Here is a 13,967-nt window from a genome sequence, read left to right on the forward strand (position 1 = left end):
GCCCGCCGCGGACCGCGCCGGCGTGCTGGCCGCCGCCGCGAAGGCTCTCGAGGCCCGCCGCGGCGAGCTCATCGAGGTCGCGGCCTCCGAGACCGGCAAGGTCTTCGCCGAGGCCGACGTCGAGGTGAGCGAGGCCGTCGACTTCGCGAACTACTACGCGGCGACGGCGCGCGAGCTCGACCGGGTGAGCGGCGCGGTGTTCGAGCCGGCGCGGCTGACCGTCGTCACCCCGCCGTGGAACTTCCCGATCGCGATCCCCGCGGGCGGCGTGCTCGCCGCGCTCGCCGCGGGGTCGGGCGTCGTGTTCAAGCCGGCGCCCCAGGCCCGGCGCTGCGCCGCCGTGGTCGCCGAGGCGCTGTGGGATGCCGGGGTGCCGCGCGACGTGCTGGCCCTGGTCGACATCGACGAGGGCGGGCTCGGGCAGACGCTCCTCTCGCACCCCGACGTCGACCGGGTCATCCTCACCGGTGCATGGGAGACGGCGGCGCTGTTCCGATCCTGGCGGCCCGACCTGCCGCTGCTCGCAGAGACCAGCGGCAAGAACGCCATGATCGTCATGCCGACCGCCGACCTCGACCTCGCGGCATCCGATCTGATCAAGAGTGCATTCGGTCATGCGGGGCAGAAGTGCTCGGCGGCGTCGCTCGCGATCCTCGTCGGACCGGTCGGTCACTCGCAGCGCTTCGCGCGTCAGCTGGTGGATGCCGCGGCCTCGCTGCGCGTGGGGCCGCCGTCCGACCCGCTCAGCGAGGTCGGACCCGTCGTCGAGGCGCCGCGCGGCAAGCTCCAGTGGGCGCTCACCACGCTCGACGAGGGGGAGTCCTGGCTCGTCCAGCCCCGTCAGGTCGACGGACCGCCCGAGTATGCGGGCCGGCTCTGGACGCCCGGCATCCGCACGGGCGTGCAGCCGGGGTCGCGCTTCCACCAGGAGGAGTTCTTCGGGCCGGTGCTCGGGATCATGCACGCGTCATCGCTCGCGCACGCGATCGAGCTGCAGAACGCCGTGTCGTACGGGCTCACGGCGGGCCTCTACACGCAGCACCCCGGCGACCTGGCCCTGTGGCTCGACCGGGTCGAGGCCGGCAACCTCTACGTCAACCGCGGCATCACCGGCGCTATCGTGCAGCGGCAGCCCTTCGGCGGCTGGAAGCGGTCATCGGTGGGAGCCGGCGCGAAAGCCGGCGGCCCGAACTACCTCGTCGGACTCGGCCGCTGGCGCGCGACCACCGGTGCGCCGCCGTCGGCGACGCTGCACCTGCGCGGGCTCGACACCCGCATCGCCGCCCTCATCGAAGCCGCCCAGCCGTCGCTGGACTACGAGGCGTTCGAGTGGCTGCGCCGCGGCGCGCTCTCGGACGCGATCGTGTGGGATCGCGAGTTCGGGCAGGTGAAGGACGTCTCCGGCCTCGGCATCGAGCGCAACCTGTTCCGCTACCGCCCGATCCCGGCCGTCGCGCTGCGGGCGACGGCGGACGCCTCGTGGCAGGCGGTGCTGCGCGTGGTGGTCGCCGGACTCCGGGCGGGCTCCGGTCTGACGCTGAGCACACCCGTCGGGCTCCCGGCCGCCGTGCGTCGCGTGCTCGCCGACGAGGACGTCGCCGTGTACGTCGAGACCGACGAGCAGTGGCTGCAGCGCATCGTGGTGGGCGACGACCTCATGGCGGCCGTCGCCGACGCGGACCCGGCTCCCCGGCCGTCGCGCGCGCGCCTCATCGGCCCGCGGGAGTCCGTCGCGGCGCTGCACGCCACGGTGGCAGCGGCTGTGGGCGGCGACCCCGACCTCGCGATCTACGACAACGAGGTCACCACCGCCGGGCGGCTCGAGCTGCTCCCGTTCCTGCGTGAGCAGTCTGTGACGATCACGGCGCACCGCTTCGGCAACCCCGACCCCTGGTCGGAGGCGGTCATCTGACGAAGGATCGCGGATGCCGCGGGCGGCGGCACCCGTGATCCTCCACGGCGCTAGTCGGCCGTGGTGTCGGCGAAGCCGGTCGATTCGCGCCGCACGATGCGGAAGGACGGCTTGACGGTCTCGGGCGGCCGGCGCTCGCCCTTCTCCTTGATGCGCGCGATGAGCCGGTCGACCGCGATAGCCGCGATCTCGGCGCGGCCGGTGTCGACCGTCGACATCGAGGGGACCGAGTAGTTGCTCTCGTCGATGTTGTCGAAGCCGATGACGGCGACGTCGTCGGGAACGCGCAGGCCCTCCTCGCGCAACGCGCGCAGCACGCCGAGGCCGAGGGTGTCGTTGAGGGCGAAGACCGCGTCGAACTCCACGCCCTCGCGCACCATGAGGTGGGTTGCCGCCGCGCCGCCGGCCCGGTTCCAGCGGAGCATCGCGGTCGGGCGGACGAGCTCCGGATCGAGCGGGATACCGGCCTGCTCGAGGGCACGCAGGTAGCCCTTCAGGCGCAGATTCGCCGAACTCGCCTCGTCGCGTCCGTGCAGGTCGGCGCCGACCAGCGCGATGCGTCGGCGCCCGATCTCGAGCAGGTGCTCCACCGCCGCCTGAGACGACGAGGTGTTGTGCATGGTGACGTGGTCGGTGGGTCCGCCGAAGATGCGTTCGCCGAGGAGCACGAGCGGTCCGTCGACGGCGAGCGCTTCGGCATCGTCCTGTCCGAGGCTCACCGGGCTGAACAGCAGGCCGTCCAGGAAGCGTGGACGGTTGCCGGTGACCGCGCGCAGCTCGGCCTCGCGCTCGCCGCTGGTCTGCTCCACCATGACACCGAGGCCGCGCTTCTCGGCCGCCCTGATCACCTCGTCCGCGAGTTCGGCGAAGTAGTTCTCGCGCAGTGACGGCACAGCCAGCCCGATGACACCTGTGCGGCCGGACCGCAGCCCCCGCGCCGAGAGGTTCGGGCGGTAGTCGAGCTGCTCGATCGCTTCATTGACGCGATCGCGCGTGCCGGGTCGGACGTGCGGATAGTCGTTGATGACGTTCGACACCGTCTTGATCGAGACGCCGGCCACTCGGGCGACGTCATGCATCGTTGCCCCCATCGATGCTCCCGCCTTCCCATGTGCGATCTCTGCACTCTACTGCGTTCCCGAGTCGGCGAGCGGTGTGCGCCGAGGGAGCCGCGGAGCGTATGCGACGCCGCAATGCAACGTTGTAAAAGAAGTGTATCGTGCCCGCGGTGCGCGTCATGGCGGACCGACGATGCGCCGAGGACGGAGTCCGGACGCGATCCCTTCCGTCGACTCCCGCCTCGCGTCGCGCCGCGGCCACCGCCCGCCATCTGCTCGACGCGGCTCGCAACGCGATCGCGACCGGGGCCGGAGCGCGCGCCGGAGATCGCGGCCTATCGCGATGAGGCGTACGCGGCCCTGTTGGCGCTCCTGGCCCGCCTGGGCAGCGCGCCGGTCACCTACTGACGGCAGAAGTTTCGCCCGCCGCCCAGAAAATCCCGCCGGCGTCTTGACAGCCGATGCGGCCGGTGGGAAAGTGACTACAACGTTGCTCTACAACGTTGTAGACCACCTGGACCGACCGTCGCCACCCGGGGCGGACCGGCCCTCGGAACGGTCGTGCACCGACGAAGAAGTCAGCAATACCGAAAGGAAACTCCAGTGAAGACGAAGCCTGTCCTTGCTGCAGTCACAGCGCTCGCCCTGGTCGGCGCTCTGGCTGCCTGCACCGCCGGAGGTGGCGGCGACAATGCCGACGGCGGCGGCAACGACGACGCGAACTGCACGAACTCCATCCCCAAAGAGGATCTGCCGGTCGTCACCATGTGGGCCTGGTACCCCAACATGGAGCTCGTCGTCGACAATTTCAACGAGCAGAACGACGAGGTCCAGGTCTGCTGGACGAACGCCGGTGCGGGCGGTGACGCCTACGACAAGTTCCAGACCGCGATCTCAGCCGGCAGCGGCGCCCCCGACGTCATGATGGTCGAGGCTGACCGGATCGCGACCTTCCAGGCGCAGGACGCCCTGGTCGAGCTGAACGACCTCGGCTACGAGGACGTGAAGGACAACTTCAGCGAGGGCGCGTGGAAGGACGTCTCCGTCGGCGACGGCGTCTACGGCGCTCCGGTCGACGGCGGCCCGATGGGCATGATCTACCGCACCGACATCTTCGATCAGTACGGCATCACTCCGCCCACCACGTGGGCTGAGCTCGAGACTGCCGCGCAGACGGTGAAGGATGCCGGGGGCCCGGTCTTCGCCAGCTTCGCCGCGAACCAGCCCGCCGAGGTCACGGCGCTGATGTACCAGAACGGCGCGCAGCCGTTCGAGTACGACCCCGCCAACGAAGGTGAGATCGGGATCGACCTCAACAGCGCCGAGGTCAAGGAGGTCCTCGACTACTGGAGCGGACTTGTCGAGAAGGGCCTGGTCGGCACGGAGGACCAGTTCACGCCCGAGTACATCGCGGGTGTCATCAACGGCGACTACGCCACCTACCTCTCGGCCGCCTGGGCTCCGGGCTACCTCCAGGGCGCGGGTGTCGGCGAGGGCGCGGATGCCGGTGTCTGGGCGACTGCCCCGATGCCGCAGTGGGATGCGAGCAACCCCATCGCTATCAACTGGGGTGGCTCCGCCTTCTCGGTGTCGAGCCAGGCGAGCGACCCCGACCTCGCGGCCCAGGTGGCGTTCGGTGTGTACGCGGACCAGGCTTCGCTGGACGACGGCTGGCAGAACCAGATCATCTTCCCGCTGAACGTCAACGTGCTGGAGTCTCCGGAGTTCCAGGACTATGAGGTGCCCTTCTTCGGCGGCCAGCAGGCCAACAAGGAGGTGTACGTGCCGGCGGCCAATGCCTACGAGGGCATGACCTACACGCCGATCGGCCAGTACTACTACTCGCAGCTCACGGAGCAGATCGCCCGCATCAACGAGGGGTCCGCAACCGGCTCCGAGGCGGCGGACGCCCTGCAAGAGGCCGTCGTGGCATATGCGGAGGAGCAGGGCTTCACCGTCAAGTGACGTGACCGCAGGGCCGGTCCGTGCTCCTGCGGACCGGCCCTCGGCCATCCCCTGCCAGACCTGGAGAAATCATGACTGCCTCAACCGCAACTCCCGCGAAGACGAAGCCCAGAAGGTCGACCACGCGGCGCCAGAACCTTTACGGCTGGCTCTTCGTCGGACCCTTCGGGATCGTCTTTCTCGCCCTTCTCATACTCCCGATCGGGTTCGCGCTCTATCTGAGCCTGTTCCAGAAGTCCCTCATCGGCGGGACGAGGTTCGTTCTCTTCGGGAACTATGTCAAGGCCTTCAGCGATCCGTCCTTCCTCGACGGCATGTGGTTCGTCATCCGGTTCTCGCTGGTGCTCATTCCGCTGCAGATGGCGATCTCGCTCGCGATCGCGCTGATCCTCGACATCGTGATCACACGGTTCGCGCGATTCTCGCGCCTGATGATCTTCATGCCCTACGCGATCCCGACCGTGATCGGTGCTCTGATGTGGGGGTTCCTCTACAGCGACAACTTCGGTCCCCTCGCGGAGATCTTCGAAAGTTTCGGCAGACAGGCCCCTGATTTCCTGAGCAGCAGCCTGATCTTCTACGGCCTGCTCAACATCGTCACCTGGCAGTGGGTCGGCTACTACATGATCATCCTGTACGCCGCGCTGCAGGGCATCGATCCGACGCTCTACGAGGCTGCTCGCATCGACGGCGCATCCCAATGGCAGATCGTCCTGCGGATCAAGATCCCGCTGCTCTCTCCAGCCCTGCTGCTGATCCTGGTGTTCGCCCTCATCGGCACCCTGCAGTTCTTCAACGAGCCCCAGATCCTGCAGCAGCTGGCCGCCGGAGCGATTCCGAACGACTTCACGCCGAACATGTACGCCTACCAGCAGGCGTTCTCGCTGGCGAACTACAACTACGGCGCGGCGATCTCGTTCGCGCTCGGGGCGGTCGTCTTCCTGTGCGTCTACATCTTCCTGTTCGCCACCCGCAAGCGAGGGAGCTTCTTCTCATGACCGTCACACCCATGGAGCTCACCGGCACGAACCCGAAGCCCCGGAGGCGCCTCGAGCGTCGAACGACTCCGCAGAAGCGCGGCCGCATCCCGATGAACATCGTGCTTGCGCTGCTGATGGTGTACTTCCTGATCCCGTTCTGGTGGCTCATCGTCAACAGCTCGAAGAGCTCGGCCGGTCTGTTCGGGGGTGGCAGTGCGCTCTGGTTCTCGGACGACATCGACTACATCGGCAATCTGGTCGAACTCTTCACCTACAGCGGGGGCATCTACGCACGGTGGCTGGCGAACTCCGCCCTCTACGCGATCGCCGGCGGCGTCGGGGCGACGGTGCTCGCCGTGCTGGCCGGCTACGGATTCGCGAAGTACAGCTTCACCGGCCGGCGTGCCGCGTTCGCGATCCTGCTGGGTGCCGTCATGATCCCGACGACGGCCCTCGTCATCCCCACGTTCGTGCTGTTCGCCCAGGTCGGCTGGACGAACACCATCTGGGCGGTGATCTTCCCCAGCCTGCTCAATCCGTTCGGGGTCTACCTCATGAACGTGTACGCGCGGGATGCGGTGCCCGACGAGCTGCTGGACGCCGCACGCGTCGACGGTGCGGGCGAGTTCAGGACGTTCCTGCAGGTGGCGCTGCCGCTCCTCCGCCCGGCGATCGTGACGGTGGTGCTGCTCTCCGTCGTGGCGTCGTGGAACAACTACTTCCTCCCGCTCGTGATGCTGTCGGACAACCGCCTCTTCCCGGTGACCGTCGGCATCGGGCTGTGGCAGTCCACCGCATCGACATACGGCGCAGCGGGCGGGCAGAGCCTGTGGAGCATCATCATCCTCGGCGCGCTCGTCTCCGTGATCCCGCTCATCATCGCGTTCCTCGGGCTTCAGAAGTACTGGCAGGGCGGGCTGTCGATCGGAAGCCTCAAGTGACCGCGCGGCACACGCCCCTGCCCCTTTCCCTCGTCGTTGGAAGAGAAGAATGAACCGAGCACACCTCACCCTCGACCCGCAGTTCACGATCGGACCCGTCGATCGCCGGCTCTTCGGCTCGTTCGTCGAGCACCTGGGCCGTTGCGTGTACGACGGCATCTACGAGCCGGGGCATGAGAATGCCGACGAGGACGGCTTCCGCACCGACGTCATCGAGCTCGTGCGCGAACTCGGGGTTTCGACCATCCGGTACCCGGGCGGCAACTTCGTGTCGGGCTACCGCTGGGAGGACGGCGTCGGGCCGCGAGAGGAGCGACCGCCACGGCTCGACCTGGCCTGGCACTCGACCGAGAGCAACGAGATCGGCCTCGACGAGTTCGCGACCTGGCTGAAGAAAGTCGACAGCGAGCTGATGTACGCGGTCAACCTGGGCACGCGTGGGGTGCTCGAGGCCCTCGACGTCCTCGAGTACGCCAATCTGCGCTCGGGCACCCATTGGGCGCAGCGACGCGTCGCGAACGGGCATCCCGAACCGCACGGCATCCGGATGTGGTGCCTGGGCAATGAGATGGACGGCCCGTGGCAGCTCGGCCACAGCACGGCTGAGGAGTACGGCAGGCTCGCGGCGAAGACGGCGAGCGCGATGCGGCAGATCGATCCCGATCTCGAGCTCGTCGTCTGCGGCAGCTCGAGCGCGCAGATGCCGACGTTCGGCGACTGGGAGCGTGTGGTCCTCGAGCACACCTACGACGACGTCGACTTCATCTCGTGCCACGCCTACTACGAGCCCAAGGGCGACGACTACGGCAGCTTCCTCGCGTCGGGCGTCAACATGGACCGCTTCATCGAGGCTGTCGTCGCGACGGCAGATCACGTGAAGGCGACCCGTCGCAGCGACAAGACCATCAACATCTCGTTCGACGAGTGGAACGTCTGGTACCAGTCCCGCTACAACGAGGTGGACAAGATCACCGACGTGGCCGAGTGGCCGGTCGCGCCGCGGCTGCTGGAGGACTCGTACTCGGTGCTGGATGCCGTCGTACTGGGCAGCCTCATGATCTCGCTGATCCGCCACGCCGACCGGGTGACCGCCGCCAGCCTCGCGCAGCTCGTCAATGTGATCGCGCCGATCATGACCGAGCCGGGCGGCCCCGCGTGGCGGCAGACCACGTTCCACCCGTTCTCGCTCACCTCGAGACTGGCCCGCGACGTCGCGCTCGAGCTCAAGCTCGACAGCCCGACCTACGACACCGAGCTCTACGGCGAGGTGCCGGTCGTCGACGCCGTCGCGACCCACGACGCGGCCGGCGGCGGAACGACGGTCTTCGCCGTGAACCGCAGCCTGACGGAGGAGGTCACACTCGACATCGACACCCGTGCGGTGGGTGCTATCGGCGACGTGCGGGCGACGTCGCTCTTCGACGGCGACATCCACGCGGCGAACACCCTGGATGATCCCGAACGCGTCACCCCGCGGGAGAACACCTCGGTGAGGGTCGGCGAGGGCACGGTCAGCATCACGCTGCCGCCTGTCTCGTGGACGGTTCTGACGCTCGACTGAGCGCAGCCGACCGATCCGTCTCAGACGTGCACACCGAGGAGGAGAGTCGATGACGCCGCACGGCATGCTCCGTGTCGACGGGACCCGCATCGTGGCCGACGACGGGCCGGTGACCCTGAGGGGGTTCGGGCTCGGCGGCTGGAACATGGCTGACGCCTTCTCGTTCGCCCACTGCCGGATCCGCGAGGGGCTGGCGACGATACTCCGGCGCGCGGCGCGCTAGCACGGGTGGTGTGATGGCGCGGGCCCAGCGGGTGACCCTCAAGGAGATCGCCGCACAGACCGGGGTGTCGCTGACGACCATCTCGAAGGTGCTCAACGGTGCGGCCGACGTGTCGTCGGCGACGCGCGCCCTCGTCGAGGAGCAGCTGCGCAGGAGCGGCTATCGACGCCGGAAGAGCAAAGAACGGCGCGAGTACATCGAGGTGGTGCTGCACGAACTCGACGGCGACTGGGCACTCGCCGTCATCGAAGGGGTTCGCGAGAGCGCCGCCGAGGTGGGCCTGGCGATCTCACTGTCGGTCAGCGGCGACAGGCGTGCGCCCGGACCCGAGTGGATCGATGCCGTCGTGCGCCGCGGACCTACCGGGATCATCCTGCTGTTCGCCGATGTGCCTCCGCAGGGTCGCGCAACGCTCAAGGCGCGAGGCATCCCGTTCGTCACCATCGATCCGGCAGGGGACCCGGCACCCGGCATCCCCTCCGTCGGGTCGGCGAACTGGTCCGGCGGTCTCGCGGCGACGAGGCACCTGCTGGAGCTGGGACATCGCCGGATCGCGGCGATCACCGGTCCCGAGGATGTCATGTGCTCCCTGGCGCGACTCGATGGCTACCGAGCGGCGATGACCTCCGCCGGGCTGGCGATCGAGCCGGAGTGGATCCGCTACGGCGACTTCCGGCGTGAGGGGGGCGAGAGGCATGCCTCCGAGCTGCTGCGACTCGCCGATCCGCCGACCGCGATCTTCGCGGGGAACGATCTGCAGGCCCTAGGTGTGGTGTACGCGGCGCAGGCGAGGGGAATCGCGGTGCCGAGCGGGTTGTCTGTCGTCGGCTACGACGACCTTGCGATCGCCGAGCTCGCGAGCCCGCGGCTGACGACCGTTCATCAGCCGCTTCGCGAGATGGCCGAGCAGGCGACGAAGCTGCTTCTCCAGCTGCTCGACGAGCCGCGGCCGGACGTCACCCGGGTCGAACTGGCCACGACTCTCGTCGTCCGCGATTCGACGGCCGCGCCCGCTCGATAGCTCGATGCAGAGCGTCAGACTGCGTGCGAGAAGGATGCCGGCAGTCGCTGCAGGCCTCGCACGAAGGCCGTGCGGGCGCCAGGCTACCGCCGATCCACGACGTTGTGAAGCGCCGTTTACGACGTTGTACTTTTCCCTTGACCAGATGTGACCGGCTCTGCAAGAGTGAGCGAGGACGGGAATTACTACGTTGTAAATGCGCGCGCTTCGCTGCGCGCCCGCCCGTCGCAGCCAGTCGGCCCCGGGGGCCAGCGTGCTCCCGGAGCCGGTCGAGTCACACGAGATGAGGAATCGATGGAGATCACATCCGAGGACCGGCGCTCCCGCCGGTTCGGGAGAGCGAGACGAGCCGTTGCCGTCGTGACTGCTGCAGTCCTGGCACTCACCGGGCTGATGGCGGCCGCGCCGGCGAGCGCGGCGGACCCCTGGATCGCGCAGCAGGAAGGCGGATATCTGCGGATCGCCGTCCCCAACGCCGCCGTCGAAGCCGCGGTCGGGCCGGTGTCGCAGGTGGTCGTCGAGGGCAATTTCGGACCCTCGCACAACTGGGCGCAGATCGGGCTGCAGCGCAGCGGCGCCAACTGGACCGCGACGTACGGGCCCTTCGAGCCCGGCCTGTACTACTACCAGGTCACGGGGGACGACAGCAAAGTCCTGAAGGACACGAGCAACCCGACGAGCGTCGCATCCGAACCGGAGTGGAGCACGTTCTTCATCCCCGGCGAGTCGGCGGCGCTGCTGGCGGATGCGCCCGAGCAGGCCGGCGTCGTCCAGACGCTCTCGTACGCCAGTTCCGTCGCGGGCGAGGAGCGCGAGGCGCTCGTCTGGGTTCCGCCGACCTACCGGCCCAAGGGGAAGAAGCTGCCCGTGCTGTACCTCCAGCACGGTGGCGGCCAGAGCTACCGCGACTGGGTCGAGGTGGGGCGTGCGGAGCAGATCCTCGACAACCTGTGGCTGCGGGGCCAGCTCGAAGACATGCTCGTCGTGATGGGCAACGGCAACGTCGACGACTTCTCGGCTGAGCTGCTCGAGAACATCGTCCCTGCCGTCGAGCGGACCTACAACGTCTCGCCCTCCAAGAACCATCGGGCGCTCGCGGGCCTGTCGATGGGCGGGGGCCAGGCATTCGAGGTGTTCAGCGAGCACCCGGGCGAGTTCGACGCGATCGGCACGTTCGGAGCCGGACGCTTCGGCGACCTCGACGCCATCCCCGTCGACAGGATGAACGACCGAACCGAGCTGTTCCGCGTCTATGTCGGCAACAAGACCGACATCGCGCACAACGACGTCTACGACTCGTTCCAGAAGTTCGACGAGCTCGGACTGGACTATCAGTTCGACGGTGTGAACCCGGATGCCGGACACAACTGGAACGCCTGGCAGGAGAACCTCATCGATTTCGCGCCGCGGCTGTTCACCGGTGTGGCATCCGATCCCGCCATGAGCGAGGGGCACACGGCGCTCACGGAGCGCTTCGAGCCGCCCGCCGCGGGCACGACGCCCACACCGTGGCTCACCGAGGACGACTTCGTGACGTTCGAGACGACGACCGACTTCGCCGATGCCGAGTACGTCTCGGTGTGGGCGAACTGGGCGCCCGGTGGCAGCTGGCTGCGGGTGGAGATGAACAAGGTCGGTGATCGCTGGAGGGCGACCGTCGGCCCGCTCGAGGAGAAGTTCTACCACTATCGGCTCATCGTCGATCGTCAGTCCGTCAAGGACACGTCCAACCCGACGAAGGTGACATCGGAGCCGGCGTGGAGCACCTTCCTCGTCCCCGGAGAGGGATCGCGACTGCTTGCCGACGTCGCCGAGGGTCAGGGCGGGGACCTGGACGTCATGACCTACGAGAGCACCGTGGCCGGCCAGCAGCGCAGTGCCTACGTGTGGACCCCGCCGGGATACGACCCCGACCGCGCCGAGCCCTATCCGCTGTTCGTGCTCAACCACGGCGGCGGTCAGAGCTGGACCGACTGGGTGGAGGTCGGGCGTGCACGCCAGATCCTCGACAACCTGTCGCTAGACGGCGCCATCGAGCCGATGGTCGTCGTGATGCCCAACGGCAACGTCGGGGACTACCCGCGGGAGCTGCTCGAGAACGTCGTACCGGTGACAGAGGAGCGCTACAACGTCAGCAGCGATCCCGCCGACCGGGCGCTGGCCGGGCTGTCGGCCGGCGGGGCGCGCACAGTGTCCGTGCTCAAGGCGCATCCCGGCGAGTTCGCCTGGATCGGGACCTTCGCAGCGGGCTTCGGCGGGACGGCAGGCGTCGACGTCGAGGCCATCAACGCGGGCACCGAGCTGTATCGCCTCTACACCGGTGACATCACGGACTTCACGTACGGGTCGGTGATGAACTCCTTCCGGTGCTGGATCAGCTGGGCATCGATTACGAGTTCGACGGCGTGACGGTCGGCCCTCACGGGTGGGACGTCTGGCAGAAGAACCTCATCGACTTCGCCCCTCGGCTGTTCCAGGACCCGAACGGGTAGCGGGCGGCAGCCGAGCCGACGCGCCGCCGTCTTCCCTCACGGGGAGGCGGCGGTGCCGTACGTCGCAGGTTCGAGTGTCACGATATGTGCCTTCACAGGCGCTGAGTCCACACAACGTGGCACTCGAACCGAGGGCTCCGCCCGGACGGGGGCCTCGACGCGAGCTGATGCCTCGGCCCACGGCATCCTGGAAGACTGGGGCGGGTGAGCGCATATCGAGTGATCGGCCGGAGTGACGGCGTCGCCGTCCGCGCTTACGAGGAAGGCGACCTCGAGGCGTACCGCCGTTGGCTGCAGCCCGAGCAAGACTGGCACAGGTGGGATGGGCCGTACTTCCCGAAGCTCTCGTCGTCCGAGATCGACGAGCGCCTCGATCGGTTCCGCGGCCACATCGCCTCGGGGGAGTATGCCGCCGAGTCACCTCTGGCGCGAGCCGTGATCGTGATGGACGAAGAGCCCGACGCGATGGTCGGCTCGATCTCGTGGCACTGGGAGTCCGAGGAGTCGGACTGGCGCCGCATGGGCCTGACCGTCTACGACCCCGCGACCCGGGGCCGCGGCGTGGGCACGGAGGCGCTGCGGATCTGGACCGACTACCTCTTCGCGGCGACCGAGGTCGTGCGTCTCGATTACTCCACGTGGTCGGGCAACTCGCGCATGCTCGGGGTCGGGCACCGGCTCGGCTTCGTCGAGGAGGCGCGCTTCCGCAACGCCCGCGAGGTGCGCGGCGCGCGCTACGACTCCGTCGTGATGGGTGTGCTGCGGGCTGAATGGGATGCTCTGCCGGTGCACGCGACACTCGCATGATCGGGCGACGGATGTCATGACGGATGCCGCTTCCCACGGCATCCGCGTCACCTGACCGGCTCGCCGATCAGTGCTACGGGGGCGGGCGCGATCGAGGTTGATTCCGCGGGTCGGAGTTCGAGCGCGACGCCGAGCTGCGCGTTGCCGAAGCTCTCGGCCGCGAGGGGGCCGCACCAGCAGAGAGCCCGGCATGCCGAATACGGCGAGGGCCAGGTAGGAGCTCGCCGGTCCAGCGAGGGGTCGCAGACGAACATTCATGTCGGGTCCTCTCAGATGTGTAAAAGATTCTTGACATGCGCGGCAGACCGGCCTAAGTTCAGTGTCAAGAATCTTTTACACACTGCCGGGGGCATCTCATGGTCTACGAAGAGCGCAACATCTGGGCGAGCCTCATCGCGAGCGTGGTCGGGGTCGCTGTCTACCTGATCCTGGTCATGCAGCAGGCGGGTGGCGGGCCGTTGACGGATGTCGACTGGGTGCCGCTGATGCTCTGGACGATCGGCGGCAGCATCGTCGCGGCGATCGTCATCAGCATCGTGTGGGGGATCCTCGCCGGCATGCGCGACCCCGACGGCGTCGGCACCAGCGATCAGCGCGACCGCGACATCAGCGCTATGAGCGGCAGGGTGGGCCAGGCGTTCACCGTCATCGCCGGTCTCGCCGTCATCGTGCTGTGCGCCTTCGAGGCCGACTGGTTCTGGATCGCCAACACGATGTTCTTCGGGTTCGCGATCTCGACGATCGTCGGCGGCATCGCCAGCGTGATCGCGTACCGCCGCGGACTCGTCTGATGGTCAAGCCGACCAAGGTCACCAACTCGATCCGCGCCGTGCGCGAGGCGGCCGGCATCACCCAGGCCGAGCTCGCCCGCCGGATCGGCGTGACTCGACAGACCCTCATCGCCATCGAGCAGGGCAAGTACTCGCCCACGCTCGAGCTCGCCTTCCAGCTCTCCCGCGCCTTCGGCGTGGGTCTCGACGACCTCTTCGACTATCCGGAGGAATGAC

The 13,967-nt window shown here is 68.1% G+C and carries 13 protein-coding genes; 12 read left to right on the forward strand and 1 reads right to left on the reverse strand.

The features are described from left to right. The coding region (locus ACI3KX_RS08775; protein WP_404909435.1) for an aldehyde dehydrogenase family protein at positions 1 to 1,912 on the forward strand (1,912 nt) is incomplete at its 5' end. A 50-nt stretch (positions 1,913 to 1,962) separates the two neighbouring features. Here ACI3KX_RS08775 and ACI3KX_RS08780 read toward each other — a convergent pair. Further along, positions 1,963 to 2,991 carry a LacI family DNA-binding transcriptional regulator gene (locus ACI3KX_RS08780; protein ID WP_404909436.1) on the reverse strand — a complete coding sequence of 343 codons (1,029 nt, stop codon included), beginning with the start codon at positions 2,989 to 2,991 and terminating at the stop codon, positions 1,963 to 1,965. A 582-nt stretch (positions 2,992 to 3,573) separates the two neighbouring features. On the opposite strand from ACI3KX_RS08780, the gene ACI3KX_RS08785 reads away from it, so the two are divergent. From ACI3KX_RS08785 to ACI3KX_RS08835, 11 genes are all read left to right on the forward strand, one after another. Beyond that, positions 3,574 to 4,935, forward strand: a complete 1,362-nt coding sequence (locus ACI3KX_RS08785; protein ID WP_404909437.1) for an ABC transporter substrate-binding protein — start codon at positions 3,574 to 3,576, stop codon at positions 4,933 to 4,935. A gap of 71 nt (positions 4,936 to 5,006) precedes the next feature. Then, the gene (locus ACI3KX_RS08790; protein WP_349425338.1) at positions 5,007 to 5,933 is read left to right on the forward strand and encodes a sugar ABC transporter permease; all 927 of its coding nucleotides are present in this window, start codon (positions 5,007 to 5,009) and stop codon (positions 5,931 to 5,933) included. After that, positions 5,930 to 6,856: a carbohydrate ABC transporter permease gene (locus tag ACI3KX_RS08795; protein ID WP_349425337.1), complete on the forward strand. Its 927-nt coding sequence runs from the start codon at positions 5,930 to 5,932 to the stop codon at positions 6,854 to 6,856. Before ACI3KX_RS08790 ends, ACI3KX_RS08795 begins: the two co-directional genes overlap by 4 nt. Before the next feature lie 49 nt (positions 6,857 to 6,905). Continuing rightward, positions 6,906 to 8,417, forward strand: coding sequence for an alpha-N-arabinofuranosidase (locus ACI3KX_RS08800; RefSeq protein ID WP_404909438.1), 1,512 nt, complete (start codon positions 6,906 to 6,908; stop codon positions 8,415 to 8,417). Positions 8,418 to 8,466: 49 nt separating this feature from the next. Beyond that, a complete protein-coding gene (locus ACI3KX_RS08805) occupies positions 8,467 to 8,640 on the forward strand; it encodes a hypothetical protein (protein ID WP_404909439.1) in 174 nt (57 codons plus the stop codon). A gap of 13 nt (positions 8,641 to 8,653) precedes the next feature. Further along, complete coding sequence (locus tag ACI3KX_RS08810; RefSeq protein ID WP_363355060.1) at positions 8,654 to 9,661, forward strand: LacI family DNA-binding transcriptional regulator; 1,008 nt, start codon at positions 8,654 to 8,656, stop codon at positions 9,659 to 9,661. Positions 9,662 to 10,021: 360 nt separating this feature from the next. Beyond that, a complete protein-coding gene (locus ACI3KX_RS08815; RefSeq protein WP_404909440.1) occupies positions 10,022 to 12,070 on the forward strand; it encodes an alpha/beta hydrolase-fold protein in 2,049 nt (682 codons plus the stop codon). Then, complete coding sequence (locus ACI3KX_RS08820) at positions 12,028 to 12,153, forward strand: hypothetical protein (RefSeq protein ID WP_404909441.1); 126 nt, start codon at positions 12,028 to 12,030, stop codon at positions 12,151 to 12,153. The genes ACI3KX_RS08815 and ACI3KX_RS08820 overlap by 43 nt, the downstream gene beginning before the upstream one ends. A 204-nt stretch (positions 12,154 to 12,357) precedes the next feature. Beyond that, positions 12,358 to 12,960: a GNAT family N-acetyltransferase gene (locus tag ACI3KX_RS08825; RefSeq protein ID WP_404909442.1), complete on the forward strand. Its 603-nt coding sequence runs from the start codon at positions 12,358 to 12,360 to the stop codon at positions 12,958 to 12,960. 356 nt (positions 12,961 to 13,316) lie between these two features. Next, positions 13,317 to 13,751, forward strand: a complete 435-nt coding sequence (locus ACI3KX_RS08830) for a hypothetical protein (RefSeq protein WP_404909443.1) — start codon at positions 13,317 to 13,319, stop codon at positions 13,749 to 13,751. Further along, positions 13,751 to 13,966 (forward strand): helix-turn-helix transcriptional regulator, encoded by a 216-nt coding sequence (locus tag ACI3KX_RS08835; RefSeq protein WP_349425330.1) that lies wholly within the window; start codon positions 13,751 to 13,753, stop codon positions 13,964 to 13,966. The genes ACI3KX_RS08830 and ACI3KX_RS08835 overlap by 1 nt, the downstream gene beginning before the upstream one ends. The last annotated feature ends 1 nt before the right edge of the window (position 13,967 follow it).

This window comes from Microbacterium sp. ZW CA_36 (genome assembly GCF_044987475.1).
GTDB lineage: Bacteria > Actinomycetota > Actinomycetes > Actinomycetales > Microbacteriaceae > Microbacterium.

Excerpts from the sequence above, each read along its gene's own strand:
- ACI3KX_RS08780 (WP_404909436.1), bottom strand. The coding sequence starts at position 2,991 with ATGCATGACGTCGCCCGAGTGGCCGGCGTCTCGATCAAGACGGTGTCG.
- ACI3KX_RS08790 (WP_349425338.1), top strand. The coding sequence starts at position 5,007 with ATGACTGCCTCAACCGCAACTCCCGCGAAGACGAAGCCCAGAAGGTCG.
- ACI3KX_RS08795 (WP_349425337.1), top strand. The coding sequence starts at position 5,930 with ATGACCGTCACACCCATGGAGCTCACCGGCACGAACCCGAAGCCCCGG.
- ACI3KX_RS08800 (WP_404909438.1), top strand. The coding sequence starts at position 6,906 with ATGAACCGAGCACACCTCACCCTCGACCCGCAGTTCACGATCGGACCC.
- ACI3KX_RS08805 (WP_404909439.1), top strand. The coding sequence starts at position 8,467 with ATGACGCCGCACGGCATGCTCCGTGTCGACGGGACCCGCATCGTGGCC.
- ACI3KX_RS08810 (WP_363355060.1), top strand. The coding sequence starts at position 8,654 with ATGGCGCGGGCCCAGCGGGTGACCCTCAAGGAGATCGCCGCACAGACC.
- ACI3KX_RS08830 (WP_404909443.1), top strand. The coding sequence starts at position 13,317 with ATGGTCTACGAAGAGCGCAACATCTGGGCGAGCCTCATCGCGAGCGTG.
- ACI3KX_RS08835 (WP_349425330.1), top strand. The coding sequence starts at position 13,751 with ATGGTCAAGCCGACCAAGGTCACCAACTCGATCCGCGCCGTGCGCGAG.